The sequence below is a fragment of the Prolixibacter sp. SD074 genome (assembly GCF_009617895.1).
Taxonomy (GTDB): Bacteria; Bacteroidota; Bacteroidia; order Bacteroidales; family Prolixibacteraceae; genus Prolixibacter.
Genome location: NZ_BLAW01000001.1, coordinates 1617806 through 1644358, shown reverse-complemented (window position 1 = coordinate 1644358; position 26553 = coordinate 1617806). Strand labels below are relative to the sequence as shown.

At 46.2% G+C, this 26553-nt stretch carries 27 protein-coding genes; 18 read left to right on the top strand and 9 right to left on the bottom strand.

The features are described from left to right. Window positions 1-78: 78 nt before the first annotated feature. Entirely contained in the window at window positions 79-1314 is a 1236-nt protein-coding gene (locus GJU82_RS07265; protein ID WP_153631542.1) for a hypothetical protein, read from the top strand. Here the strand turns inward: GJU82_RS07265 and GJU82_RS07260 are convergent. Further along, a complete protein-coding gene (locus tag GJU82_RS07260; protein WP_194830995.1) occupies window positions 1311-2777 on the bottom strand; it encodes a sensor histidine kinase KdpD in 1467 nt (488 codons plus the stop codon). The two genes, GJU82_RS07265 and GJU82_RS07260, sit on opposite strands and share 4 nt — an antisense overlap. A gap of 295 nt (window positions 2778-3072) precedes the next feature. Here GJU82_RS07260 and sfsA point away from each other — a divergent pair, with 295 nt between their 5' ends. From sfsA to GJU82_RS07250, 3 genes are all read left to right on the top strand, one after another. Then, window positions 3073-3765 carry a DNA/RNA nuclease SfsA gene (gene sfsA, locus GJU82_RS07255; protein WP_153631540.1) on the top strand — a complete coding sequence of 231 codons (693 nt, stop codon included), beginning with the start codon at window positions 3073-3075 and terminating at the stop codon, window positions 3763-3765. A 190-nt stretch (window positions 3766-3955) separates the two neighbouring features. Beyond that, window positions 3956-4090: a lipoprotein gene (locus GJU82_RS17165; RefSeq protein WP_194830994.1), complete on the top strand. Its 135-nt coding sequence runs from the start codon at window positions 3956-3958 to the stop codon at window positions 4088-4090. A 76-nt stretch (window positions 4091-4166) separates the two neighbouring features. Next, window positions 4167-4733 carry a hypothetical protein gene (locus GJU82_RS07250; RefSeq protein WP_153631539.1) on the top strand — a complete coding sequence of 189 codons (567 nt, stop codon included), beginning with the start codon at window positions 4167-4169 and terminating at the stop codon, window positions 4731-4733. 1 nt (window position 4734) lies between these two features. Here GJU82_RS07250 and GJU82_RS07245 read toward each other — a convergent pair whose 3' ends face one another. Next, complete coding sequence (locus GJU82_RS07245) at window positions 4735-5124, bottom strand: HU family DNA-binding protein (protein WP_153631538.1); 390 nt, start codon at window positions 5122-5124, stop codon at window positions 4735-4737. Between the two features lie 226 nt (window positions 5125-5350). Between GJU82_RS07245 and GJU82_RS07240 the strand changes: the two genes are divergently transcribed. The 3 genes from GJU82_RS07240 to GJU82_RS07230 all read left to right on the top strand — a co-directional run bounded on the left by GJU82_RS07240 (window position 5351) and on the right by GJU82_RS07230 (window position 8565). Continuing rightward, entirely contained in the window at window positions 5351-6583 is a 1233-nt protein-coding gene (locus tag GJU82_RS07240) for a hypothetical protein (protein WP_153631537.1), read from the top strand. A gap of 151 nt (window positions 6584-6734) precedes the next feature. Then, entirely contained in the window at window positions 6735-7928 is a 1194-nt protein-coding gene (locus GJU82_RS07235; RefSeq protein WP_153631536.1) for a Xaa-Pro peptidase family protein, read from the top strand. A gap of 13 nt (window positions 7929-7941) precedes the next feature. Continuing rightward, complete coding sequence (locus GJU82_RS07230; protein ID WP_153631535.1) at window positions 7942-8565, top strand: histidine phosphatase family protein; 624 nt, start codon at window positions 7942-7944, stop codon at window positions 8563-8565. Between the two features lie 236 nt (window positions 8566-8801). On the opposite strand, the gene GJU82_RS07225 is transcribed toward GJU82_RS07230, so the two are convergent. Together GJU82_RS07225 and GJU82_RS07220 are read right to left on the bottom strand one after the other, a co-directional pair. Then, entirely contained in the window at window positions 8802-9539 is a 738-nt protein-coding gene (locus GJU82_RS07225) for a LytTR family DNA-binding domain-containing protein (protein WP_153631534.1), read from the bottom strand. Continuing rightward, the gene (locus GJU82_RS07220; protein WP_194830993.1) at window positions 9536-10624 is read right to left on the bottom strand and encodes a sensor histidine kinase; all 1089 of its coding nucleotides are present in this window, start codon (window positions 10622-10624) and stop codon (window positions 9536-9538) included. The genes GJU82_RS07225 and GJU82_RS07220 overlap by 4 nt, the downstream gene beginning before the upstream one ends. Window positions 10625-11254: 630 nt before the next feature. On the opposite strand from GJU82_RS07220, the gene GJU82_RS07215 reads away from it, so the two are divergent. The 11 genes from GJU82_RS07215 to GJU82_RS07165 all read left to right on the top strand — a co-directional run bounded on the left by GJU82_RS07215 (window position 11255) and on the right by GJU82_RS07165 (window position 20780). Beyond that, window positions 11255-11638: a hypothetical protein gene (locus GJU82_RS07215; RefSeq protein ID WP_153631532.1), complete on the top strand. Its 384-nt coding sequence runs from the start codon at window positions 11255-11257 to the stop codon at window positions 11636-11638. A gap of 43 nt (window positions 11639-11681) precedes the next feature. Further along, entirely contained in the window at window positions 11682-12110 is a 429-nt protein-coding gene (locus GJU82_RS07210; protein ID WP_153631531.1) for a hypothetical protein, read from the top strand. 11 nt (window positions 12111-12121) lie between these two features. Beyond that, window positions 12122-12982: a hypothetical protein gene (locus GJU82_RS07205; protein WP_153631530.1), complete on the top strand. Its 861-nt coding sequence runs from the start codon at window positions 12122-12124 to the stop codon at window positions 12980-12982. A gap of 131 nt (window positions 12983-13113) precedes the next feature. Further along, window positions 13114-14148 (top strand): sensor histidine kinase, encoded by a 1035-nt coding sequence (locus tag GJU82_RS07200; protein ID WP_153631529.1) that lies wholly within the window; start codon window positions 13114-13116, stop codon window positions 14146-14148. Next, the gene (locus tag GJU82_RS07195; protein WP_153631528.1) at window positions 14145-14909 is read left to right on the top strand and encodes a LytTR family DNA-binding domain-containing protein; all 765 of its coding nucleotides are present in this window, start codon (window positions 14145-14147) and stop codon (window positions 14907-14909) included. Before GJU82_RS07200 ends, GJU82_RS07195 begins: the two co-directional genes overlap by 4 nt. Before the next feature lie 164 nt (window positions 14910-15073). Continuing rightward, window positions 15074-15505 (top strand): DUF2147 domain-containing protein, encoded by a 432-nt coding sequence (locus GJU82_RS07190; protein ID WP_153631527.1) that lies wholly within the window; start codon window positions 15074-15076, stop codon window positions 15503-15505. Next, on the top strand, window positions 15502-16806 hold the full coding sequence (locus GJU82_RS07185; RefSeq protein ID WP_153631526.1) for a TolC family protein: 1305 nt from the start codon (window positions 15502-15504) through the stop codon (window positions 16804-16806). Before GJU82_RS07190 ends, GJU82_RS07185 begins: the two co-directional genes overlap by 4 nt. Window positions 16807-16812: 6 nt before the next feature. Further along, a complete protein-coding gene (locus tag GJU82_RS07180; protein WP_153631525.1) occupies window positions 16813-17910 on the top strand; it encodes an efflux RND transporter periplasmic adaptor subunit in 1098 nt (365 codons plus the stop codon). 29 nt (window positions 17911-17939) lie between these two features. Next, complete coding sequence (locus GJU82_RS07175) at window positions 17940-19172, top strand: FtsX-like permease family protein (RefSeq protein ID WP_228488610.1); 1233 nt, start codon at window positions 17940-17942, stop codon at window positions 19170-19172. Between the two features lie 2 nt (window positions 19173-19174). Then, on the top strand, window positions 19175-19852 hold the full coding sequence (locus GJU82_RS07170; RefSeq protein ID WP_153631523.1) for an ABC transporter ATP-binding protein: 678 nt from the start codon (window positions 19175-19177) through the stop codon (window positions 19850-19852). A gap of 34 nt (window positions 19853-19886) precedes the next feature. After that, complete coding sequence (locus GJU82_RS07165) at window positions 19887-20780, top strand: DUF6268 family outer membrane beta-barrel protein (RefSeq protein WP_153631522.1); 894 nt, start codon at window positions 19887-19889, stop codon at window positions 20778-20780. Here GJU82_RS07165 and hemH read toward each other — a convergent pair. Genes hemH through hemE form a run of 5 tightly spaced genes read right to left on the bottom strand, consistent with a single transcriptional unit; the run spans window position 20761 to window position 26549 of the window. Continuing rightward, a complete protein-coding gene (hemH, locus tag GJU82_RS07160) occupies window positions 20761-21780 on the bottom strand; it encodes a ferrochelatase (protein ID WP_153631521.1) in 1020 nt (339 codons plus the stop codon). The genes GJU82_RS07165 and hemH overlap by 20 nt on opposite strands. A gap of 57 nt (window positions 21781-21837) precedes the next feature. Then, window positions 21838-22743 (bottom strand): oxygen-dependent coproporphyrinogen oxidase, encoded by a 906-nt coding sequence (hemF, locus tag GJU82_RS07155; RefSeq protein ID WP_153631520.1) that lies wholly within the window; start codon window positions 22741-22743, stop codon window positions 21838-21840. Beyond that, the gene (hemG, locus tag GJU82_RS07150) at window positions 22740-24113 is read right to left on the bottom strand and encodes a protoporphyrinogen oxidase (protein WP_153631519.1); all 1374 of its coding nucleotides are present in this window, start codon (window positions 24111-24113) and stop codon (window positions 22740-22742) included. Before hemG ends, hemF begins: the two co-directional genes overlap by 4 nt. A gap of 2 nt (window positions 24114-24115) precedes the next feature. Continuing rightward, on the bottom strand, window positions 24116-25492 hold the full coding sequence (gene hemN, locus GJU82_RS07145) for an oxygen-independent coproporphyrinogen III oxidase (protein ID WP_153631518.1): 1377 nt from the start codon (window positions 25490-25492) through the stop codon (window positions 24116-24118). Between the two features lie 10 nt (window positions 25493-25502). After that, on the bottom strand, window positions 25503-26549 hold the full coding sequence (hemE, locus tag GJU82_RS07140; RefSeq protein ID WP_153631517.1) for a uroporphyrinogen decarboxylase: 1047 nt from the start codon (window positions 26547-26549) through the stop codon (window positions 25503-25505). Between the last annotated feature and the right edge of the window lie 4 nt (window positions 26550-26553).

Genomic DNA, 26553 nt, shown 5'->3' with positions numbered 1-26553 from the left:
TGTTCATTTACGCTGCCAAGTTAGGGATTTTTGTCCCTTTGGCGCTATTCGTTTGTTTCTTTGCGGTACTTTTGTTCCATGTTTTCCGATGTATACCTTTTTAATCCGACCAATGAACTGGCCATTGCCAATGGCGATCCCAACTATATGCCGCCGAAAAGACTGCTTCAATTTGAAAAAGATTTGGGCACCATGCCGATGTTTTTTGCGAAGGAGACTGATATTGTGTTGGTTCACAAAGTTCCTTCGGAATCGTTTCTAACTCTTTGGCAAAAAGCAGGAAAGAAGCTCCCAGCGTTTATGAAGGAAGATGAAGCACTTAGTGATCTCGCGTTTTGTCAGCAACCAAAGGGATTTTTGTGTCCATGGGGGTGGGGCCCGTCTATCCACCGAAGGTTGAACCCTCTTAAAGAATCTTGTTCCGATGAATTCAAAAGCTCACCGATAGCTCAATGGACAGAATCTCTCCGAGAGGTTTACAGCCGGAAAACTGCCGCAGGAGTTTTAACGGAAGTATTGAGAACAGCAGGAGAGAACGATTGGTTGTTGCCACTGGATGAAAGCCCTGTTTTATGCTCACAATTAGAGGAAATAACACGCTTGCAGAGTAAGTGGGGAAGGTTGGTGGTGAAGTCCCCCTGGAGCGCTTCCGGACGGGGAATTCAAATGCTGGGAGCAAATGAGTTTAATCAATCAAGCCGACAGGTTATTTCCGGATTTTTGAAGCGACAAGGCTATGTAATGGTGGAACCCTGGCTGAATAACGTAGCCAATTTGTCCCTGCAATTTTATTCGGAGGCTAAGGGGGAAGTCGTTTATCGGGGACTATCCTCGTTTTTAACTGATGCTGCCGGACGCTACCAGGGAAATTATATCCGTGAATTATCACCGGGCCTTTCTGCCGATGAAAAAAGCTTTTTAACGGATTACGTGCCGGTTGTCAGGCAGTTATTACAAAGCGTGCTTTCCGAAAGTATCTTTTCACATATGTATCACGGTTGGCTGGGAGTCGATTTGTTGCTTTACCGCGATGCAGGTAATAAGCTTCGATTACATCCCTGTCTGGAAATCAATTCTCGTTACAACATGGGAGCTTTAACACTGGAGTTGCGTGAGATGATTTCTCCTGAAAGTGACGGACGATGGGAGATAACCTTTGATAAACTTGGTCGGTTTAGTCAGGATATCGAGGCACAAATGTCCCGGTTTCCTGTCAAAGTGACCGACGGGAAAATAGCTGAAGGCATTCTGCCGATGGTTCCTCCTTCGGAAGATGCACAATTTGGCGTCTGGTTAAATGTGGAGCGTAGCTAACTTACAGTAGTTTCAACCGGCGCATAAGGAATATTAAACCGGAAAGTCGTTCCATTTCCGGGACTGGATTCCAGATCGATGTTGCCACCCATTTGTTCAACAAGCGCTTTGCATATCGAGAGTCCCAGTCCGGTTCCCTGGGCAAACGGATCGAGTTTGGTGAAACGTTTGAATATCTTCTGCCGGTTCTCTTCTGAAATCCCAATACCTGTGTCGCTGACATAAAATTCCAACAAGCGTTCCCGCGAATTCAGGCCGTAACCAATCCTGATTTCTCCTTGCTGGGTGTATTTTATTGCGTTCGATACCAGCTGCTTCAGTATTTGAGTAAGTCGCTCACAATCGGTTTTTATTGGTGGAATATACTGTTTCCCAGATTTTTCATCAATAACAAGATTAACTTCAGGTAACAACTGTTTCTTCATTACATCGAGTACATCACCGCAGATATCTGGTATGCTGCATTTAATGAAGTCAAGCTCGTAGTTTCCACTCTCAATCTTCGAAATCTCAACGATATCATTAATCTGACTGAGCATGTAATCGCTCTGCTGGTGGATAATGCGTTGATATTCGGTTCTCTCTTCTGGTTCTATATCATCGTTCGATAACAGGTAAGCAAAGCCGATAATGGAGTTAAGCGGTGTCCGGAGCTCGTGGCTTAGATTGGTCAGGAAGGCTGTTTTTAATCGATCCGACTCTTCTGCCTTTTCCTTTACACGGATTAACTCATGTTCGATAATTCTGCCGCGTGCCAGCTCATGCATCAACCGGTTATTTTTTTGTTTGAGTTCCAGTGTCCGTTGCTCGATTTCGTTTTCACGGTTCCGGAAAGTTTCGTTGAGCAGATTTTGTTGTTGCTGACGTTGTAAATGCTGGTAAAAATTACGTCTGGCATAATATTCAAGATAATAGGAGCCGAACATTCCAATCAGGTTCATGGCCGTGAAGAAGAAGAAGGATATGACCAACAATTCGGAGAAGGTTTGCTGGGCTATTACTTTACCTGTGACGAATAAAATCAAGGTAATCCAGCCGGCAATCGACGCATACAAAAATCGGAGCCGTATGAAAAAATATCCAGCCGAAAATACCAGCATCAAACCTCCGTAATAAGTGAAGTTTTCCGGCTCGAGAATAAGCATATAACTAATCCCGGCTCCGGCAACAATGTAACAAAGGGCCAATAAAACCTGCCATATTCTTTCGAAATATTGAGAATAGGAAAGAAACAACGTGCCGGCCATCAGGGGTAGGACAATGCCAAACCTGATGAAAAGGAACGTTGTTAAGCGATTGGGAATATACAGGTAGTCTACAATGCTGAACCCGGCATACAGAATCGTCAATAGGAGAAACGTAAACCTGAATTGCGGTATGGACTCGCTGAAATACTGTTTCCTAAATTTGGATTCTGTCTCTTTCTGACCTGTAAACAGCAATGTAACCGGATGAAGCCTCATTCGTTTTTCTGTTATCTGGGGGTAAAGCATGCTATCAAAAAAGGTTGGATTTAATTTATGACACATCTTCAAGTTACGGCATTCTACTGATTTAAAACAGTCTTCCTACAACAAAATAACATTTTGATTAATAAAATCTTCGCAAATGAGGTGAATTTTTCATCAACCTGTGTTTGCGCGAGGGTACAAACTTTATAAAGTTTTCCGTGTAGGGCAAGGTATTGTTTAGTTTTGAACATATCATTACGAAAAGAAGTCGGGGTAAATGATGATCGATGAAATAAAACAATAGCCTATGAGAATTGAAGAAGAACTGGTTCACGGTCGTTTAATCAAACGGTATAAACGATTTCTGGCTGATGTAGAACTAGATGATGGTACTGAAGTGACGGTGCATTGTACCAATTCAGGGACGATGAAAAGTTGCCTGGAAGATGGGGCCGAGGTGTACCTGACTCCGGTGAACGATCCGAAAAGGAGGACGAAATTTACCTGGGAAATGATAAAGATTAACGGTGGCTGGGTGGGTATTAATACCAATAATCCCAACAAAATTGCCTTTGAAGCGGTCCGTGATAACCGGATTCCGGAATTGAGCGGGTACGATACCGTGAAACGGGAGGTAAAATTTGGCGACAGCCGTTTCGATGTGATGGCGCAGAAAGAGGGGGAAACCTGTTTCATCGAAGTGAAGAATGTGACCATGAAGGAAGGAAGCGATGCCCTTTTCCCGGATGCTGTGACCACCCGCGGGCGCAAGCATTTGAACACACTGATGGAGGTGAAGAAACAGGGAATGCGCGCCGTAATGCTCTACATCATTCAGCGCGTGGATGTCGATAGGTTTGGCCCGGCCGATGATATCGACCCGGAATATGGCAAAGCACTTCGTGAAGCATACCGCCAAGGCGTAGAGATTATTCCCATGCAGGCCGAAGTCACTCCGGAAGGCATCGAACTGGTACGGAAACTCGATTTTGAATTGTAATGAGTCCACTCCGAAAAGTCAAAAACCCCTATTCCGAAGTATCGGACCCCTGAAGGGGACCTTGAAGAATTCATTGATTTTCAGCGAGTTCCCCTTTAGGGATCAGGGGTAAAGAAGTTGAAAATCAATGAACTCAGACTTTTCGGAGCAGACTCAATATTATCATAAAACCAAACAACTGTTGATTCATATGAAGAGAAACCTCTTTTATCTGCTGGCCCTGTTGCTGTTATCGTCGTGTGGGCCGAAACAAATACCGGCAGTGGGCGACCAAACCCAGCCGGTTCTTGAGTTTGAAACTCTTTGGAAAAGTTCTCTTTCGTAGTTTTTTAAGGTATAACCTGAAACCTTTCAGTCGTCCCGACTCGTAGCAGTTGGTGAGAGAACCCAAAAAAGCTGCGATGAAAATCATGCGTTCCATATCGCCCTTTATTACCACGTATCATGTGGCGCAAGAGAAGAAACCGGTCACCTTTGCCTATCGTACGCCCCGGGGTGAACTGTTCCTGCTGGGCCGCGATGCTATCCGCAGCGAAAGCGACTTTGTGCGGAATGTAAAGTGGGAGGATTTGATTGCTTCCGACGAAAGCCTGGGAGCATTGCAAAAGTTATCACCCAACTATGCAGCTTTCCGGAATATGCCTGCCGAACCGTGGCAAATCAGTAAAATGGACAAGCAAACTGAAACAGGAAGTTACATCGACCAGCACCTCGAATGGATTAGCAAGATGTATGTGGACGGCTATTTTACCGGCGGAACGTACCCCCACTGGATTTATGTTCCGCGGAGTTCGAAGAATTATGCCATAGTCAATTTTACCATTGGCGGCCTGCTGGCTGTACTCGGGTTTTACATTTTCTTTTCCGGAGGACAGTCCATCACTGATAATGTGGTCGTGTTGTGGCTGGCCGGCATCGTTTTCATTTTAATGGGCGTACGAATTTTCTCCCGTAGCCGGAAACGGTGACTTATTCTCTTTTCTTCTTGAAAACCGCGCGTTTTAGAGCCGTTTTTATTCGCTTATCAGGAAGAAAGCTGATTCGTAAATCGCGTATGTTGCGCGATGTGACTTTGTCGGGAGTGCCTTCAGTGGTTACTTTTGCATGCAACCGAAAGGAACCGAATTCATCGATTTTTACTGTATTGCCGTCGAGCAATAACTCGGGCAGTAGATCCACCAGTCCCATTAATACCAGATGAACGTCGGCTTCCGATGCAGTCGAGCGTTGTGTCAATATCTCGGCGACTTGTCGAAGGTTGATTTTACGGGAACCGGTTAGCTTTGGGGACCAGATTCTTTCGTTAGCCTCAGCTTGTCCACGCTTAATGGTAGAGATGACTTTGTATTGAAGTGCCATGGTTTTGATAGAAAGGTTTAGTTATTATACTTTGATTATAATTGCTAATTTATAAAATAATCAGGATTAAAATTCCAAAACCTAAGTGCCTGTTTGATAAAGTGTAGGGATGAAGTATGTAATTTTCCGGTAGGTTTTTATGAAAATGTCTTTGACTACTTCCTGCAAGGATTGCTGATAATTTGGATTCCTGCCTATATGATTACCTTTATCCATCGAAAAATTCATGATGAGAATTATGCGTCCAGTTTCTGTTGTCCAGTTATTTTTAGCATTTACCCTTTCTGGGTTTACTTTTGCCTGCCAGTCAACCCATAAAAGCAGCAAACCGGTAGCGGCAGTTGAGGGAACCGATTCGTGCCGGTCGAACCCTAAACATACCTACGAGGTGTATGTCCCTGCCCACCGGTCAGCGGACACCCGGCTGCCGTTGCTGGTAGCCATCGATCCACATGGCTCGGGGCAAACGGCGATGGAGCATTTGAAAGAAGCGGCTTCAGTATATCCGGCGGTGCTGGTCGCCTCTAATCTCATTACAAATGATGGCCCAAACTACTTGTCCGAGCTGAATGAAATCATTGCTGATGTTCAAAAGCGTTTCCCGGTAGGAAAGCAAATTTACCTGGCTGGTTTCTCCGGAGGGGCGCGAATGATGTTGGGGTATGCGGCGAATCATCCGGTTGACGGGGTAATGGCCTGTGGTGCTTTTGCCAGTCCCGATCAATTGGCTGCCATCCATTGCCCGGTTACGGGCCTCATTGGGATGGACGATTTTAATTTTCCGGAAATGGTTCAGTACATTCTGAAACCGGAGAACACGCCTTCCCATGTTCATATCGTACTCACCGAGGCTTCGCATGCCTGGCCGGCAAAACGCAGGTTAACCAGTGTGTTTGGCTGGTTCCGATTGTCAGCTTCGTCGAACAAGGAGGCTTCGAAGCAGGAGATTGCCACATTTGTGAAAGGGCAACAGACACGAATCGATTCGTTGGCCGGGGCGGGAGAGTTGCTGCAGGCTGCTTGCACAAGTCGCAACATGGCTTCGGTGGGAGCATTTGAGAAAGTTGGTTCTTTTAGTGTCTTGACGAATGAACTGACCAACAAACCTGCTTACCAGGAACAACTATCGCAGTTAACTGCCAGTTTGCAGTTCGAGTTTAACCGGCGACAGGTATATCTTCAGTCCCTGTTTTCGAAGGATGAAAACTGGTGGAAGAAGGAGATTTCGGCTTTGCATGGGAAAATGGCTACGGAACCCAATACGATGCGGCGCATGGCTTACAAGCGGCTGGGCGGTTTCCTGGGAATTGTTTGTTATTCATACGCCAAACAGCTGGCCGGGCAGGAAGATATTCCTCACCTGGAGAAAATACTTATGATTTACCGTCTGGCAGAACCGGATAACAAAGATATGCAACACTACCGTGAGGTGCTCGAACAGCTGAAAGCGCAGCAATGATTTTCCGGCGCAACGGCTGACAGTAACCGTTATTGGGCGCCCTGGCCCGGGAAAAGGAAGTTCACACAAAATTAACGTTGGGCAATTGGTCGGGCTTTCATCCTTTCTTTTGGCGTCAATCCCTTATTTTTGTTGTTTAAAGCAATTTTTTATGAACGAAAAAACACCCATTTCGGAACTGAATGCACGGATGAAGACGTTTCGTCAAATCATGGATCAACAACATCCTGGTTGGGGAATGGCTGTCGTCTTTAGTAAAATAAACCTCTTGTATTTCACCGGTTCCATGCCGGAAGGTATGTTGGTCATCGAGCGTGGCAAGGATGCTACGTTATGGGCGCGAAAGGGATATGAACGGACCCTCGGTGAATCGGAATTTCCGGTTATTGAACCCATGAACAGCTATCGCGATGCCGCGCAGGCGTATTCGCAGTTGCCCGGCGAAGTGCACCTCGAAACCGAGTTTGTGCCTTTGGCCATGTATCAGCGTTTTCAAAAGCATTTTCGGTGCAGTTCGTACCAATCGATTGATTTTCAGATTGCGCAGGCCCGATCGGTAAAGAGTCAGTGGGAACTGCATTTTATCGAACAGGCCGGAACATATCACCGGAAGGTACTGGAAGATATCGTACCGGAAATACTGCGCGAAGGAATGGCCGAGACCGACCTGGCTGCTGAGCTCTACGAGGTAATGGTGAAGGAAGGGCACCAGGGAATCGCCCGTTTCGCCATGCACGATACCGATGTGGCGGTTGCCCAATTGTCGTTTGGCGAAAATTCCTTGTACCCGACCAACTTCGACGGACCGGGAGGAAACCGCGGACTGAATGCTGCTGTGACCAGCTTCGGAAACCGTGACCGGAAACTGAAGAAAGGCGACCTGGTATTTATTGATATGGGATTCGGAATAAACGGATACCATTCCGACAAAACCATGACGTACATGTTCGGAGAACGGTTACCCAAAGAAGTGATAGCTATTCATCAGCAGTGTGCCGACATACACGATCGGGTGGCCGAAATGTTAAAGCCGGGCGCCATTCCCGAGAATATTTATGAAACCATCATGAATAATTTAACTCCGGAATTTAAACGGAACTTTATGGGCTTCGGAACCCGGCAGGTGAAGTTTCTGGGGCACGGAGTCGGCTTAACGGTAGACGAATATCCCGTGCTGGCAAAAGGTTTTAAGGCCCCGTTGGTGGAGAATATGGTTTTTGCCGTTGAACCGAAGAAAGGTATCGAAGGAGTTGGTATGGTGGGAACGGAGAATACTTTCGTGGTAACGCCCCAAGGCGGCCGCAGTATTACCGGAAGTAACCGCGGACTGATTTTTGTTGGCTAAAAAAGGAGAAGGGATGATTGATTTTTGGCTGATTAGACATGGAGAGACGGTTGAGAATGTGCAGGGCATTTGCCAGGGACAAACCCCCGGGACACTTAGCGAAGACGGAATGATGCAGGCTAAAGCTTTAGCTGGATATTTAAAGAATGAAGAATTCGATGTGATCTATTCCAGCGACCTGCGACGGACAATGAAGACGACGGAAGAAGTACTCCGGTTTCACCCCGGGGAAGAGATTATTCCTGAACCGCTTTTACGCGAACGTTACCTTGCGGGATGGCAGGGAAAGCCGTTTCCGAATAACTGGGATGGGATGGATTTACCGGAAGGAGCCGAAACCTCGGAAGATTTGATTGTGCGTGCAGAAGCCTTCATTAAGCTGATAAAGGAAAAGAATGAAGGACAAAAGGTTTTTGCCATGAGCCACGGAGGTTTAATCCGTGCTTTCTGGACGGTGCTGCACAACCTCGACCCTGATTCTTACTACCAATGGGATACACCGAAAAACACCAGTATCAGCCGCTTCGGGTTGAAGGAAGACGGTTCGGTGAAAGAATTGGTTCGCAACTTCGCCGGGCATCTGGGAACGGTACCGGTGAAAAACAAAGCCAAAAACAACAACGACTGGCAGTTATAGAAAAATATAATGAATCTCCCCGCTGCAAGTAGCTGGGGATTAAACCCACTGAGCTAAAAAAAGGGAGTAAAATGAGCTCTCTGGTTTATTCATACCTCAAACTTTCTACCGGGTTTCGTGTGGCCGCTTTCCAGCTTTGCCAACGGGTTGTAATTAATAATTAGATAGAATGTGTTGTGGAATGGCGGGGTTTATCAAAAACTTTGACAACCGTGTCAATTTCTTTGTCAGGAAACTTATTCGTTCATTCCCAGTGTGGTTTCAACGTTTTCTTTGAAGCTTCGTCCTAAGGGAAGTTTGATGCCTTGTACTTCAATGGTATTTCCGAAAACCGCATTGATATTTTTAATGGACACAATATATGATTTGTGGATACGAATGAAGCCTTGTCCATTCAGTAAGTTTTCAATATTTTTCATGCGGTCCAACTTTGTGTATTTTTTATCTCGAGTGTGTATCACCACGTATTCCTTCATGCCTTCCACATACATAATATCGCTGATGTTCACTTTTTCGGATTTATATCCGGATTTGACGAAGATGAAATCACGAGGTATTGTGGCGCTGGTATTTTCTTCTGTATCAGCAGAAATCTTTTTATTTTCCGGAGTAACAATTCTGTCGATGGCCTTATTCACAGCTCTTACAAATCGCTCGAAGGAGATAGGTTTCAACAAATAGTCGACGACATCGAGGTCATATCCTTCCAGGGCATATTCCGAATAGGCCGTGGTAAAAATGGTGGCTGGCTTTTTTTGCAGGGTGCGGATGAACTCAATTCCCGTGATACCCGGCATCTGAATGTCAATAAATACGATGCCGGCTTCTTCATTCTCTATTAATTCATATGCATCCATTGCTTTACTGAATGTTGCAACTAATTCCAGCTGCGGCATTTTGGCCACATAATCGCTCAGGTATTGACGGGCGATAGGTTCGTCATCTATGACGATGCATTTAATTCGGGACATCATAATTCGTCTTTCTTTGAGAATACCGGAAATTGCAGGGAAACCAGGAATTCGTCTGTCTGTTTTATGATTCGAAGTTCATATTGGTCTCCAAAAATAAGAGCTAACCTCTTTTTGACGTTACTCAATCCAAGCCCGGAGGTTTTGCCCTGAGGGATTGGTTGCCCCGGTTTTTCCGTTTGAAAATTATTCTTGCACACAAAATAAAACTGTTCGTCTTCGTCCCATATATCCAACTCAATCCATCCATCGTCTTCCTTGCCAATTGCTCCATGCTTAAAGCAGTTCTCAATGAACGGCAGCAGCATTAACGGTGGAATAAAAGAACGCGGATGACTGATGTGGATGGATGTGCGGATATTTTCGGGGTGCGAAAGGCGCATTTTTTCCAGGTCGAGGTAGTTGTGAATGAAATCGAGTTCTTTTTCCACGGGTACCAGTTTCTGTTCGGTTTCATAAATCATATATCGCATGGTATCCGATAGTCCCAAAACCATCTGCGGCGCTAAATCCGATTTGGAATAAGTGAGCCCGTAGAGGTTGTTCAGGGTATTGAACAGAAAGTGAGGGTTGACCTGGGATTTCAAATAAAGAATCTGGGCTTCCTGGCTGTGTTGCAGTTCCTCCCTACTTTCCTGTTCCTTTTGGTCTTTGTGTTCGTAGAGCCTTAGCAGTGTAGCGAAGATGAGAATCGCACTATTGAGAAGAAAGCTTGCAATAAATGGAGCATGCCCATTGCGAATAATTGTCCCTTGTAGTAAGCGCGGCCTTATGATATACGTTTCAGGTGCCAGGCGAAAAGCATTGATAAACGGACCAGGGAAAGAGTCGAGTATCCGGGAGCGCAAAACAGAGAAAAAGAAAATGAGTAGGAATGCTGAAATGACGAACCAAACAGGGTGTTTACGCTGAATTAATAATTGAGTTGTTAATCCCCAACCGGCAATGTAGAATAACCCGACCATCAAAACCACCGCTTTGATGGTACGCCCTAATGCCAATCCCAACGGTAGGAAAAGCGAGAATGACATAAACAGGAAATAGGTTATCACCAGCCAAATAATGCTATGTACAAGCGACTTCTTCATTTCACAATGATACGAAAATAAAGGTTTATGCATGAACCGCTTAAACGAACCACTTAAATTCTTCAACCAATGACAAAATTCGTCAATTGGTAGAAAATTGAGCCGGGAGGTAGTTGGTAAAACTCAAATGGTTGTTCGATGAAATAACAATAAGGTACCAGTTCTAACCAATGAAAAAAATAGTTTTAGCCATTTTCTTTTTGGGGGCTACGGCAGCACATTACTCGACGCTACTTTCAATGTAACAACCCCAAATGCATACGGATACGGGGAATTAAGCTACGGAGATTTTGAAAAATACGATCTGGGCCTTGTTGGTGGTGTTGCCTTTAATTTTCCCTTTAGCAAACTCAGCATTAAATACTCGTATGGCTTTAAAGATGTACTGAAAAATACAGACGCCTACATGTATCTAAAAGGCGCCCGGAATGATCAGATATCCATTTCGTTTACCCGATATTTCAAATAAGCGCTTTATCCTCATCGTCCACGGATTTTATAATAGCCTGTCTGGATTTTGGTTGATTGAAAATGACGTTGGTTGAATGCAGCTGGTTGTTGGATGAAAAGATTTTAACGACTGAACAGACAGGTATATATTGGCCATGAATTTAAAAATCAATGACAGTAATGAAAAGAATAATTCTAATGAGTATGCTTTTTTTGACCAGTTCAATTGGCGCTTTTGCCCAGTTCAGCGGTACGACTTATACCCCGGGGCAACGGGCTCAAATACAAAACGACTGGATGAAGGATAATCTTCGGCTAACTAACGAGCAGTTGGAGAAGGTATCGGAACTGAATCTTGAATATGCTCAGAAAATGGAAGAAGTGAAAACAATTCAGGGAAAACTTGACAAGTTAAAGAAAGCCAGGGATATAGCTGATGATAAAGATAAGCGACTGAAACAGGTATTAACAAAAGAACAATTCGATTTGTACCAGGAAAAGAAAAGCGAACTCAGGAAGATGGCTCGGGAGCGAGCTAAAGAGTTCGAACAAAACAATCAGTAAAACTATCTCCGGAAGGAGTAAATAAACGATAAAAAGACAATCGATGAAAGCAAAAAGTATTTTGGTAGTATGGAGTCTGGTTGCCGTGATGATGGTCCTGGCTTTCAGTGGATTTAGTCCCGGAACAAAAGTGAGTTTTCCAAAATTCTTTCAACGCAGTCCCGAAACACGGGCAAACATGCTCACGATGGTGATGCAGAACCGGTTGAATCTGGATGATAAACAAAGCGAGAACGCTTACCGGGTTAACCTGAAATATGCACAAATGATTCAGCCTTATTTGGAAAAAGGCGAAGAGGTTCCCGTGTTGAACAAGGAGTTGGTAACGCTGAATCAGAAACGAAAAGATGAGTTGAAATCTATTTTGACAGAGTACCAGCTAAAAGAAGCCGATACCCTACGGCAACAATGGATTTCGCGACTGGAGATTATCCTGAAACAAATGAAAGAAGATCAATTTTCTCACCAATAAATTCATATATAATGAAAACAATGAAAAATTATGTAATGGCTTTTACGATGTTGTTGAGTATCGTCGCATTGAGCGCTTGCAACAACAATGACAATGCTCCGGCAGATGAAGAGCTAAGTGCCGAAACTGTCGATTTGGTTAACGAAAGTGCTTCGACTGATATGATTGACGAGGCGGTTGATGCCGACGTGAACGAGGCGATTGCCTCATCCGAACAGCAGGGGAGTAGCCTAAAATCTGCGTCGACTGATAGTACCGATTGTTTTACGTTAACAGTTAGTCCGAACGACGGAACGTTTCCTCGTACGATAACTGTTGATTATGGTGACAGCTGTGTCAGTATGACTGGTTTGACCCGTTCGGGTTCCATCGTGATTACGATTACTGATACGCTCAGGAACCCCGGGGCGTCGTATACCGTAGCTTTTAACAACTATACGGTGGAAGGATTTTCTATCTCGGGAAGTAAATCGGTTGAGAATACCGGAACAAAAGATGCACCGGAATATACCGAAACAACCAATTTTGACTTAACAACAGCCAATGGGGTAGTCATTAGCAAGACCAAAACAGGTACTCGTCAGCAGATTGAGGGAATCGATACGCCTGCTCTCGTTGATGATGTTTTCCTGCTTACCGGTTCCGGTGAGGTTTCTTCTTCTGTTGGACGTTCCTATTCCTACACGATTACGGAGCCGTTGAAAGTGGCGCGCTCCTGTGAAAATATTCTGGAGGGAGTGATGGAAATCACATGGACTGGGAAAGACGAACCGGTCACCATTGATTATGGGGATGGTTATTGTGACCGGAAAGTTTATGTTTCCCGTGCCAGAAGAATCGTGCGGAGGGCAGTGTATCTCAATCAATTCTGAGAGATGAAGGGTAGCCGGCGGTATTATATATCGCCGGTTTTTTATATCATAGATATATCATTGTATGCAGAAATGACGGGTTGCTTTCAGTAAAGATTATTACGTTTATCTCAGAACATTGAACCGGGAACATGAAAATCAACCGTACCATTAAAATAGCTAACCTTCGAATTGCCATACTGTTTGCAGCATTTCTTCCTACGTTTAATATTATTATCAACAGCCAACAGCAAAATGACCTGAATTTTAACCGGCTTTTACTGACTTTGCCGGTTACCTTCCTGTTTCTGCTGGTTGCATGGTATGTGAATGCTTTTTTGACTTTTTACTTTACCGAAGCAAAAACCGTTCATTCCCGGATTCGGGAAATATTGATTATCATTGGCAGTAATCTTCTGCTTCTTTCGCTTTTTCTTCTCTCCGGAATATATATCCTAAAAGAGACCGGTAATGTTCCTTTGAAGAATCATTTTGCCCTGTGGCTGATAACGCTGAAGGGAGCAGTAAGCATTGGTTTGATTTACATTATCCAATATGCATTGAATTCCAGCGCCCGCGCACAGGAGATCTCCATGCAAAATCAAATGCTGAAAATGGAGAATCTGCGCTCGCAGTTTGAAATTCTGCGCCAACAGGTGAATCCACATTTCCTTTTCAACTCACTATCTACGCTTCGTTCCATGGTTCGCTCGGGCGACCCAAAGTCGGAGCAGTTTGTTATGACGCTCTCGGAGATTTACCGTCAGTTGCTGGATAAACGGCAAAAGGATTTGGTTACCCTGGAAGAAGAGCTTGAGTTTGTAAACGACTATGTTTTCATGCTTTCAGCCCGTTTTGGTGAGAGGCTGGCCATTTCCATCGATCTGCCAGGGCAATTGATGAGTTTGAAGATACCGACATTCAGTCTGCAGCTCCTTATCGAGAACGGGATCAAACATAATATGATATCGCCGGATAAACCACTTGAAATAAAATTATTCAGTACGCTTCCCGAAACCATTACGGTAGAAAACAAACTGCAGCCGAAGATAACCAGTGAAGAGCATTCCGGCTACGGATTGGAGAACCTGGTGCAGCGGTATAGATTACTGGGCTATCCCGATGGAGTTTTTATTTATACCGACGATGAAATATTCCGTGTGAAACTTAAATTACTGAATACATGAAGGTGTTGATTATTGAAGATGAGCCACAGGCTGCTGATGTGTTGAGTGAAATAATTGGTGATGTGTATCCGGCAGCACAGGTGATGGGCGTGCTTCAGAGTATTGAGCAGGCCATAGCATGGTTATCCTTACCGGAAAACCAACCGGAATTAATCTTCATGGATATCCAGTTGGCCGATGGGATAAGCTTCGAAATTTTTTCGCGTGTTGAAGTGGCCTGTCCTGTCATCTTTTGTACAGCCTTCGACCAATACACGCTTCAGGCATTCAAGTCGAATGGCATCGAATACATTCTGAAACCGGTGAAAGAGGAAGATATCCGGGCTGCTTTTGCTAAAGTAGAGAAACTCAAAAATGCTTTCGGCAATGGTACTGAGATGCTCAACACACTCAAAAACGTTTTCACGGAAAAGAAAAGCTACAAAACTTCGATTCTTATCCGCTACCGCGAAAGTTATATTCCGGTTGCTATAGAAGATATTGCATTATTCATCCTCGAAAACGAGGTGGTTTATGCCTACCGTTTCGATCAGCAAAAACATGCAATCTTCAAAACCTTAGAAGAACTCGAAAGCAGCCTCGATCCCGAACAGTTTTACCGTATCAACCGGCAAGTGTTAATCAGTCGCCGGGCCGTTCAGAAAATTCAACCCTACTTCAACCGTAAGATGGTTATTCGGCCGCCTTTCCCTTTTGGCGAAAAGCTAATTGTAAGCCGGCTCAAAGTATCTCCTTTCATGCGTTGGATGGAGCAAGCCTGAGCCGGTTCAATTCACCCTTCTGTTTGTTCAGTTCACCTGATTTTCCGTTTTAAACGGGAAAATCTGACTGCATCTTTGTGCTATCGTTTTCATGTCCGCTCCGGGTAACCCACTGGAGTCATTGGTCCCCCGGAGCGGACTATTTTAATATTAGTACAAAGGTTATGAAGCAATTTATTCTATCTGTTTTCGTACTTGGATTTGCCTTTACTACTCAGGCAAACGAACCCCGGGACCAACTGGCTGGTATATGGACCAATTATTTACAAAATATCAGAATCGAATTCTATCAAACCAGCAACAGTTATTCGGCTAAAATCGTCTGGCTATCAGCTCCTGATGATCCGCAGGGACATCCGAAACGGGATCGGAATAATCCTGATCCGGAGAAAAGGGGCCGGCCTATTCTGGGCCTGAACCTGATTACCGGCCTTACCGGGGCGGGTGACGAATGGAACGGAGGTACGATATACGCTCCTAAGCGAGGTGTATATGCTGATTGCTCGGTTAAGGTGATTTCCGATAACGAGTTGAAATTGACCGTCAAAAGGGGACTTTTTACGGATACTAAAATTTGGACCCGGGTAGGGCCATGAAAAAGTCTATCATCATAGCACTGGCCCTGGGATGTTTGAGTGGCCACCTGAGTGCACAGGAAACTTTTGGTTCATTGTATGATGTGTGGAACTACGCATTATCGCACAATGCCGATAACCTGATTCAGCAGATGCAGATCGACCAGGCCGGCAAGAATAAACGGGAGGCCAACAGTTTTCTTTATCCGAAAATTACGGCCGGCATAAACGGGCAGGATAATATCGATATCGCTGAGACTCCGGTTCCCGGTGAGATCGTGGGACAGCCCGGCAAAACCGTTTTCCTGAAATTCGGCAAGAAATATAACTACTCGGCCGGTATAAGCGTGAATTATTCACCTCTCGACTGGCAGGCTATTTACCAGTCGAAAATTGCGAAGGTGAACCTTGAGCTGAAGACGGCCGGAAAATCATATTTCGAACAGAACCTGAAGAAGCAAATAGCCCAGTTTTACTTTGCAGCGCTAACCGCTAAACGGGCTGTGGAAATTGGCGGGTCCGATTTGGCAACTGCTGACACATTGCTCTGGCTTACGCAAGATCGCTTCAAACAGGGTACTGTTGATGCATTGGCTGTGAATAAAGCTCAGATCAACCGGAACACGGTGCAGCAAAAGTTGGAATCGTCGAAACAATATCGCGATGAGTATTTTAATAACCTGAAGATATTGCTTGGGTTGAATGCTTCTCAACCATTAGAATTGAGCGGTAACCTACCGGGAATTTCACAGACTGGTCCGGAACCTGAGATGCTTCCGAATCAACGTTTTCTGGAAAACTTCAGGCTCCAAAGCGAAATGTCTGCCTATGAAGCCAAAAAGGCAAAAGCGGCGTTCGTACCCAAAATCGGGATAAACGGATACTTTGGGAAATACCAGTTTCAGGATAATCTGTCTTTCTCTTTTTCTTCTGCCAATTGGCAACCCAATAATTATATCGGGGTTAGCATCTCTATTCCGGTTTTTACCGGGTTCTCCAGCAGGTCACGTTATGCTGCGGCTAAAATCGATAAGCAAGTGGCCATGACGACCTATCAGGAAGAGATCCGGAAATCGGCAATTAACGATAGTACGTTATACTCGAAATACAATTCCTCGATGAGTATTGCCCTGGCCGGAAGCGATACGTATCGTCTTTCTCATGATAATCTCAAACTGGCAAGGAAAAAATACGAACAGGGTTTACTCAGCCTTGATGGCTATCTGAATGTATTCGATGACTACCTGTCAGCCGAAAATCAATACCTGAATAACCTCTCAGAATTTTTAACACAAAAAGCAGTAATCGAATCACGTAAATAATCCAAAATGAAGTTCAAATCTGTCTATATCGCCCTCATTGCCCTACTTCCGTTGATTTCAGGGTGCAATAGCGAAAATCATACCTCGCCGCAGCGTAAGGATATTGTCGACGCTGTATTTGCCAGTGGGGAGGTGGTGATGAGTGATCCGTATTTGGTGACTTCCATGTCGGAAGGATATCTCACCCAGTCGTTTGTGGACGAAGGCGACAGTGTAACCAAAGGGCAGGAGCTATTCCATATTCAGGACGAAACACAGCAGGCACAACTGGAGGACGCTGAAACGACTTACCAGCATGCTTTATCGAATAATCGCCCGGATTCTCCGGTGCTGAAAAAGCTTAACGAACAAATTGTACAGGCAAGAAATCAATTGACAAACGATTCAATCAACTTTGTTCGGTATCGGAACCTGATTCAATCGAATGCGGTATCGAAAGCTGAATACGATAAAGCAAAGCTTGCACTGGAAAATTCGCGTATCAATCTGCATGTTCTGGAAAACAGCCTGGCGGATACCAAAAAGAACCTACAAGTCGAACTGGTTAATGCCAAAACCAATCTGGTAGCACAGCAAAACAACAGCTCCTGGTTTATGATCCGCAGCAATGTAAACGGTATCGTTTTGCAGAAGATGAAAGAGAATGGTGAGCTGGTCCGAAAAGGTGAAGCCATTGCACAAATTGGTTCAGGTGATTTTGTTGCCAGGCTTTACATCGCAGAAGAGGATATCAATCGGGTCAAACTGGGGCAGAAAGTATATGTGGAGCTCAACAGCGAAAAGAACTCATCGGTTCCGGCCCGGATTACCAAAATCTATCCTGCATTCAGCACGGAGGAACAATCCTTTATAGCCGAGGCACATTTTACGCAACCGGTCCCGGGTTTGCGCTCAGGGACGCAGCTTCAGGCCAATATTGTGGTAGATGAAAAGCACAATGCACTGGTCATCCCGTCTTCCTATCTGCTTCCGCATGATTATGTCGAAATCGAAGGTAGAGATAAAAAAGTGAAGATCGATACCGGCATTAAAACTGCTGAATGGGTGGAAGTACTGCAGGGGCTGAATGAAAAGGATGTACTGACTTTACCCGACGAACAATGAAACAACAAGGAAATCAAACAAAAACGACAGTGAACAGGCAGATATCATTTGTTCATCTGACCTCAAAAATCTGGCAAACGCTGGTGGCCGTCCTCGGTGTGACTTTTGGCGTTTCCATGTACATTTTCATGAACAGTTTCATGAATGGTGTGAATAATACCCAGGATAGCCTGACATTTAGCACACTGGCACATGTCCGGATTTACAATGACGAAAATACCAGTACCTATGATCCGGTAGTTGAGTTTGTGAAGCCCGGCACATTGATAAACATTAGGAACAAGAAGAGTATACAGTACACCGACGGAATCAAAAACACGTCACAAGTAATTTCGCTGGTGGAAAAACAACCCGGGGTAACCGGAATTGCTCCGCAACTTAATTTCAGTGTATTCTTTCGGAATGGAGCTAAAAAAATCAACGGAAATATTTCCGGGGTCGATGTTGTTAACGAAAATCGTCTATTCGCCATTGGTGACAAAGTAATTTCAGGCAGATGGAAGGACTTGACTTACCGAAAATCCGGGATCATTCTCGGAAAGGATCTGGCCAAAAACCTGGGGGTTAAGTTGAATGACAACGTCAATATCCTGACTTCCGATGGAATATCGAAGAATCTTCCGGTTGAAGGAATTGTTGAAACTTCAGTGAAAGGAATTGATAGGTCGCAGGCGTATGTCAATATCGTCACAGCCCGGCAGATATTGGGAAAGAACTTCGACTTTTCCAGCGATATCCAGATTAACATTGCCGATCGGGATAAAACCGGAGAACTGATCAATCAGCTCAAACCGCTCATTCCGTATCAAATCGAATCGTGGCAGACCGCTAACCAGCAACTCGTGGCTGCATCCCAACTTCGGAACATTACTGCGATAGCTGTCTCACTAACAATTTTGCTGGTAGCTGGTTTTGGGATTTACAATATTATGAATATGACCATCAACGAGAAAATAAAGGAGATAGCCATTCTGAAAGCGATGGGGTTCTCGGGAAAGGATGTGAAAAATATTTTTCTCACACAGGCAGTAATTATTGGGGTGGTTGGTAGTATAACCGGCATTCTGTTCGGCTATGGCATTTCATCACTGGTTAACGAAGTGCCGTTCAGAATAGCCGGTTTAACCACTCTCCCCATTTTTTATCAACCTGTAGACTTCATCATGGCAACAGTATTTGGAACCGCGACAACCATTTTTGCGGGTTATCTTCCGTCGCGGAAAGCATCGAAAATTGATCCGGTTATTATAATCAGAGGATAATCATGGGGAAAAAAGCGCTAAAGGTTAAAAACCTGATTAAATATTTTTACGACCCACAGACTTTTCAGGTCATCAAGGGCGTGTCATTTGACGTTGATAAAGCAGAATTTCTTTCCATAATTGGAAAGTCCGGTTCCGGAAAATCGACACTATTGTATGTCCTCTCAACCATGGACACCGATTACGAAGGCAGTCTTGAATTCAACGGAGACTTATTGACCGGAAGAACGCAGAATCAGCTTGCTCAGTTTCGGAATGAGCACATCGGGTTTGTGTTTCAGTTTCACTACCTGTTACCCGAGTTTACTGCCCTGCAGAATGTGATGTTACCGGCATTAAAACTGGGAAAACTCTCACCGGCGGAGATTGAAGAAAAAGCATACGAAAGCCTGGCATTACTCGATTTGAAAGATCAAGCGCTTAAACGGGCGAACAAACTTTCGGGAGGACAGCAACAGCGGGTTGCTATCGCCAGGGCACTGATAAACAATCCGTCCATCATCATGGGTGATGAGCCCACCGGTAATCTGGATAGCAAGAATTCAAAGGCTGTACAGGACATTTTTCGAAATCTGGCGCAGGAGTTTGGCCAAACGATTATTTGCGTCACGCATGATAACGATTTTGCCCGGAATACCGATCGGACCATCGAAATGACGGATGGTTTGATTTTGCAATAACAAAAAATAGCGATATACCGCAAACCTACAGCTTATGAGAATCGTGTACCGATTGGTTGGTTTATTTTTGCTTCTATTCATGGTATCCGGCGGATGGGCGCAACCCCTGATTCCGGGTGCCGCTGAAGTTGAATTGGCTCATCCGGGCTCGGAAATCAAACAAAACATGTCGTTTCGAATGGCCCTTCCGTTATATTCTTCTTCCGAAAATCGTTTGATGATGACGCCTCAATACCGGTATCTGCAACTGTCCGATGCTTTTCCATTCGAGGTTTCTCAATTCCATAAGCTCGATTTTCGATTTTCATGGATGCACCGGTTCAACAACGGTAAATGGAGTAGTGTTTTCTTTTTCGAGCCCACTTTATCATCCGATTTCAAGCAGGTCTCATTTTCTGATTTGATGTGGTCTTCAGGCATTCGGATGGTGTACCACAAGAATGAAAGACGAACCTTTTATCTTGGCTTCATTTATGCCAACCGGTACAATAGCAATTTGATTATTCCAACGTTTGGGGCCCGGCGTCAATTGACTGATAAAATTGTTATTTCCGGAAATTTACCGTTCTTCACCCGGTTTTCTTATTGGCTGGACCCGGATACGGAAACCGGGGTATATTACTTGCGTCGTGGTTTTTCTTCCGGTATAACCGGAAACCCGGACTATGATTACATTTGGGTACACGAACGAAGTTTGGGGCTCTTTGCCAATCGCAAAGTGTTTCGCAACTGGTGGATGGCGGTGAATTTGGGATATCGTATTAACCGCGAAGTAAATGCCTACCGGGAACCGGAGCATGCCAGCTGGTATTTCGGCACATTATTAACCAATAATTCCCTTGCTCCGGAATACCAATATTCCGAAAGCGGTTTTATCATGAGACTTGCGATCAGTTACCGGTTTTCGGTCAGTTCATTTTCTCCTTAATCATCGTTTCCAGAGCATCAATCCATAACGGATGGTCGTTGAGGCTTTCCACCATCGTCAGGGTTTCGCCACCGTTACCGGTGAAGAAGCGTTTGTAATCGATGCCGATTTCCACACGGGTTTCCAGGCAATCGGCCACAAATGAAGGCGATGCTACCAACAGTTTTTTTACTCCTTGCCTGGCTTGTTCTTCCAGCAGTTTATCGGTGAAGGGTTTGACCCATTTATCCGATAAGCGTGATTGAAATGACACCGTATAATCGCTGGGTTTCAGGCCCAGTTCTTCGGCCAGTTTGCGCGAGGTCGCGTAACAGGCAGCTTTGTAGCAGAAGGTCCCGTGTGCCGGCATGGCTTCGTGACAGGTGCAGGAGGTGTTGCTGATGCCGGGATGCGATTTATCGAGATGGCGCAGCGGTAGGCCGTGATACGAAAAGATGATGTGGTCGTACTCCTTCGGCTTTTGTTCGCGGATGCGCTCGGCGAAAGCTTGAATGAAATCGGGGCGATCATAAAACTGGCTGATAACCTGAACATCGGGAATGATGTTCCATTTCCGGACAGCTGCCCAAAATGCTTCAATAGCGGTTCCGGTAGAAGAGGAGGCATATTGCGGAAACAATGGTAACAGGATGATTCGTTCGAACCCGCCTTCCTGAATTTCTTTCAAGGCAGCTTTTAACGACGGATTGCCGTATCGCATGGCCACAAAAACCCTGTCGCCATCCGGCAGGCGGGCTTCCAGCTTTTCCTGAACGCTGTTGGCAAAAAACACCAACGGTGAGCCTTCTTCGGTCCAGAGTTGCTGGTACAATTTCGTCGATTTGGGCGCCCGGAACGGAACGATAATCAGGTTTACCAGTATCTTCTGTAGTAACCACGGAATGTCAATCACCCGCTGGTCGTTGAGAAATTGAAACAGGTAACGACGGACACTACCGACTCTGGGCTCGTCGGGGGTTCCGACATTCATCAGGAGAACGGCTGTTTTCTTTTCGGCCATCGAAGAAATGTTAGATTTTTGATGATAAATGTTGAATCGGTTTGTTCAGGAAACAAGTCAATCTGTTAAACAGTTTATCCAATCAATATCTTTTTTCAGTAACGAAAGGGTTTCGGCTTCCGGTGAACCGGGCTCGGGCGTGTGGTTGTATTCCCAAACCGCTTCGGGCGGCATGCTCACTAGAATGCTTTCGGTGTTTCCTCCCGAGACCAGCCCGAATTTGGTCCCGCGGTCGTACACCAGGTTGAACTCCACGTACCGGCTACGCCGCATTTGCTGCCATTGTTCTTCCCGTTCGGTGAAAGGCATATCGGCATATTGCGCCAGTTGTTCGGCATACATTTCCGGGTACGCACTGGCTAGATCAATAGTGAATTGCAGCAGCCTTTCAAAGGATACTTCTTCGGTCGGTTTTAACCGGTCGAAGAAAATACCGCCCACGCCGCGGGTTTCATCGCGATGGGGAATGAAGAAGTAGTCGTCAGCCCATTTTTTGTAATCGGAATAAAACGAAGGTGAGTAGCGGTCGCAGATTTCTTTTACCTTCCGGTGAAATTGCTGCGCCCCGGCTTTGTCGATATAGTGGGGCGTTAGGTCGATGCCGCCGCCAAACCATTGCACACCGTTGTCGAGACTGAAATGGCGCACGTTCATGTGAATAATCGGTGCGTGCGGGTTCACCGGGTGCAGAATGGAGGAGATGCCGGTGGCTGCATACGCCGAAGCTTTTTCGCCAAGCAGCTTCTCCATTTGTGTGCTGTAGGTACCTTCCACATGCGAAAAGTTGATGGCTCCCTTGGCAATCTTATTTCCATCGGCAATCACACGCGTCATTCCACCGCCAATATTTTTCTTCCAGGCATCGCGACTAAACTTTGCTTTGCCGTCGGACTGCTCGAGGCGGGCGCACATTTTTTCCTGCAATTCACTGTAAACCTCCGCTATCCGGGCTGTCTCTTTCATCCAATTTCTTTTTCGGTTATCATTCGTGCCTGTTTGATGCGGTCGGCCATCCCAATGCCATTGCGGATGTTCCCGGCCAGAATCAGTCCGGGATATTTCCCTTCCAGCCGGTCAATCATTTCAAAGCGCTCCTTCGAATTGGCGCCGTATTGCGGAATGGCGTGCCGATAACGGTAAATGTGCTGAATGTCCGGTTTCAGTTTCGTCAGTTTCATCATCGGGACCAGTTCTTTTTCCAACACCCGGTTAATTTCGCTGTCGCTGAAATCAATCATTTCCGGATGGCGAATTCCCCCTATAAAGACCGATAGTACTGCTCCTCCCGTCGGTGTACGGTTTTGAAAAAACGACGAGGTAAACAATACGCCCAGCATATTTTTGTTTTCCTTCGCAGGAATCAGTCCGCCAAAGGCGTTGAGCGGCATTCCTTGCCAATTTTTGAAGCCCAGAATAACCTGCGTCACGGTCGCGTATTTTAATGCCGGGAAAGGTGCCAGTTCCTCATCTTTGAGAAATGGATAAAGACCGGGAAATGCATGTCCACCCACAGTTGAAATTACCTTAGGGGCCCGGATGGTCTGGGTTTCTCCATCCGCGGTGGTTGTGACGGTGAACCCGTCCCGATCGGGCTGAACCTGTGTGTTTTCCGCGCCCAGCGTAATGCTTTCCAGTCCGACCGATTTTTCCAGCGCTTTGATGAGCGAGGCCAGTCCTCCTTTGGCCGAAAAGACTTCATGTGTGGCTTTCTTGTCACGCGGCCCTTTGGGCTCTTTCCATTTTTTCATCGAACCCCTGACGAAGCTGCCGTAGTTTTGCTCCAAATTGTACAACTTGGGCAGCGCATATTGGGTGACGAGGTATTCCGGGTCACCGGCATAAACGCCCGATATGAAAGGATTGACCGCGTAATCGAGGTAGCTTTTTCCCATGCGGCGACGTACCAGTTCGGCCACTGGTTCATTGGGCTTGGTGCCTTTCTTGCGAAACGGTTCCCCGAGAATGCGGAATTTATCGTACCACGAAAAGAGGGGGGTGCCGATAGCGGAAATCGGTCCGGATGGCAACGCATGCCAGTCGTCCCCTTTCCATATAAGTCGCCGTTTGGCAGCCGGATTGGCGGTTTCCAGGGTCACATCATTCCGTAACTCTTCGAACAGCTCGGCTACTTCGGGGTTCCCCAGTACGCCGGTATTCGGACCGGTTTCAAAGGTGAAGCCCTCCTCATGGACGGTTTGAATGACGCCGCCGGTGCGGTCATTCTTTTCAATGACACGAACGTTTTTTCCCTGTTTTTTCAGATAATGCGCGGCGGTCAGACCGGTCAGGCCTGCGCCGATAACGATGACGTCGGTATTTTGTATGATACTCATGGTTAAACTGGTTTGGAGAATTTGGATTCGTTGTCGCCGCCCATCAACGGGTCAAAGGTGGCGGCTACGTTGCGAATGAACATGTTTCCTGCTTCTGTCACATTCACTTTCTCGTTATCGAAATGAATGAGACCGTCGGTTTGCAGTTCGGTGAGCTTTGTTTTTTCATAGGCTACAGCCGACCGGACCGCATCTTCCGAAACCCGGCAGCGCCCAGCCATGTCGTCCCAGCGGACTTGCCGGTTGCACATCACTTCGGTCACCACTTCCCGGATGATCCGTTCCGTATTGTTCAGCCGGTAACCTTTGGCAATGGGCAAATGACCGTCTTCCACCTGTTGCATGTAATCGTTGATGGACTTGCTGTTTTGTGCGTAAACCTGCTCTAACTGACTGATTCCCGAAACACCGAAAGCGTACACTTGCCCGGTGGTGCGGCGGGTGCAGTAGCCCTGGAAATTCCGGTGCAGACTGCGTTCCTTGTGGGCAATGGTCAACTCGTCGTTGGCTAGCGCGAAATGGTCGAGGCCAATGGCATGATAGCCGCTTTCAATCAGCCGTTCGCTGGCCCGGTCGAACATGGCAATCTTATCCTCGTTGCCCGGAAGGCCAATCACTTCGAGGCGTTTCTGGCTCTTCTTCACCCACGGAACATGCGCATACGAAAAAGTCACCAGGCGGTCGGGCTTTATGGCAATCGCTTTTTCGATGGCCGAAATAAAGCTGTCGACGGTTTGGTTGGGCAGGCCGTAAATGAAATCGAGGTTCACATCAACCGGTTCGTCGCCTTCTTTCAGCAGCCGGATCAGTTCGTCTACCGGAAGTTGGGATGGGTCCCGGTTGACCGCTTTCAGTACGTTGATATCGAAATCCTGGACACCGATGCTGAAGCGGCGGAATCCGGCCCCTTTTAATCGTTTCACCGTTTCCTCATCCAAATGGGCCGGATTGCACTCAATGGCAATTTCGGGCTTTTCGATAAACGAAAAATTATCGAACAGCAGTTGGTTCAACTCTTCGAGGTAGTGAACCGGAATAGCGTTGGGGGTACCGCCGCCATAGTGAACCTGGGAAACTTTGCGTCCGGGGGCGAGGTGTTGTTTCACCATCTCCACCTCCTTCTTCACTGCCTCCATGTACCGTTTCACGGTTTCGTCGTTCTTCATGGGGAAGGAGTTGCAGCCGCAGAAAAAGCACATTTTCCGGCAAAACGGAATGTGAAAATAGAGCGATATGTTTTGCGGTTCCCAGTCGTTCGACTCTGTCAGCGCTTCACGGTAGCCGGTTTCCGTAAAGTTTTCGGTAAAGAAGTTGGCCGGCGGATAACTGGTGTAGCGTGGCACCGGACGATTGTATTTTTGTAATAATTCGTTGTTCATTTTGATGCATTTATGACCGTTTCCAGTCGGTATTTTTTGCCCAGTCGGCCAGGAAACGGGCGTTTTCAAACGGAATGCCGGGCATGAAGCCGTGGCCCAGGTTGAAAATCCAGTTTTGATTTTCCGCGCCAAAGCGGATATATTTTTCCAGTTCCTTTTCGATTTCTTCCTGTGGTGCAAACAGCAACCGCGGATCGACATTTCCCTGCAGCCCGATTTCCGGATGGACCAGGTTGCGGGTCGTTGTTAATGACGATTGCCAGTCGACGCTAAGGAAGTCGGCTTCTTCCGGTGTGATGTTGGCTAATCCGGTTCCAATCCCTTTCGGGAAGAAGATGAAGGGCAGCCCGGCATCGCGGACCACTTGTGCTATTTTCCGCACCGGCGGAAGGAACAATTCGTTGTACACATCGAACGGCAGCAGACCGGCGTGTGTGTCAAACAGCTGAAAGACGTCGATGCCGTGTTTGATTTGCCCTTTGATGTACTCGATAGACATATCCGTGAGGGCATCAATCAGCTGCCTGGTTGTTTCTTTTTTTTCGTAAATAAACCGAATTGCATCGGGAAAATTGCCTTTGCGGTCCAGGCCCTGCAACATGAACAACAGCACCGTAAGCGGAGCCCCGCAGAATCCAATGAGCGGAATGTTGGCTGGTTTGGTGCGGTTAATTTCGTCAATCACCGCATAGATATAATCCAGTTTGGCCGGATCATCAAACAGTCCGTTTATCGGGTTTTCCCGGAAGGCGAGCGGTTCGTCAAAAGTCGGACCGGCATCGGTGAACTCGAGGCCCATGCCCATGGCATAGGGAACGACCAGGATGTCGGAAAACAGGATGGCCGCGTCGACGCCCAAATCTTCTACCGGGAGGAGCGTCACTTTCGCCGCCACTTCCGGGTTCTGCATCATCTGCCAGAAGGTGTATTGCTCCTTGATTTTCAGGTACGAGGGCAACACACGTCCGGCCTGGCGCATGAACCACACAGGCGGCCGCTCCGTTGGTGCGCCTTTCAGGGTACGTAATAAAATGGATTCGGTCGGGTTTGTCTGCATCGGG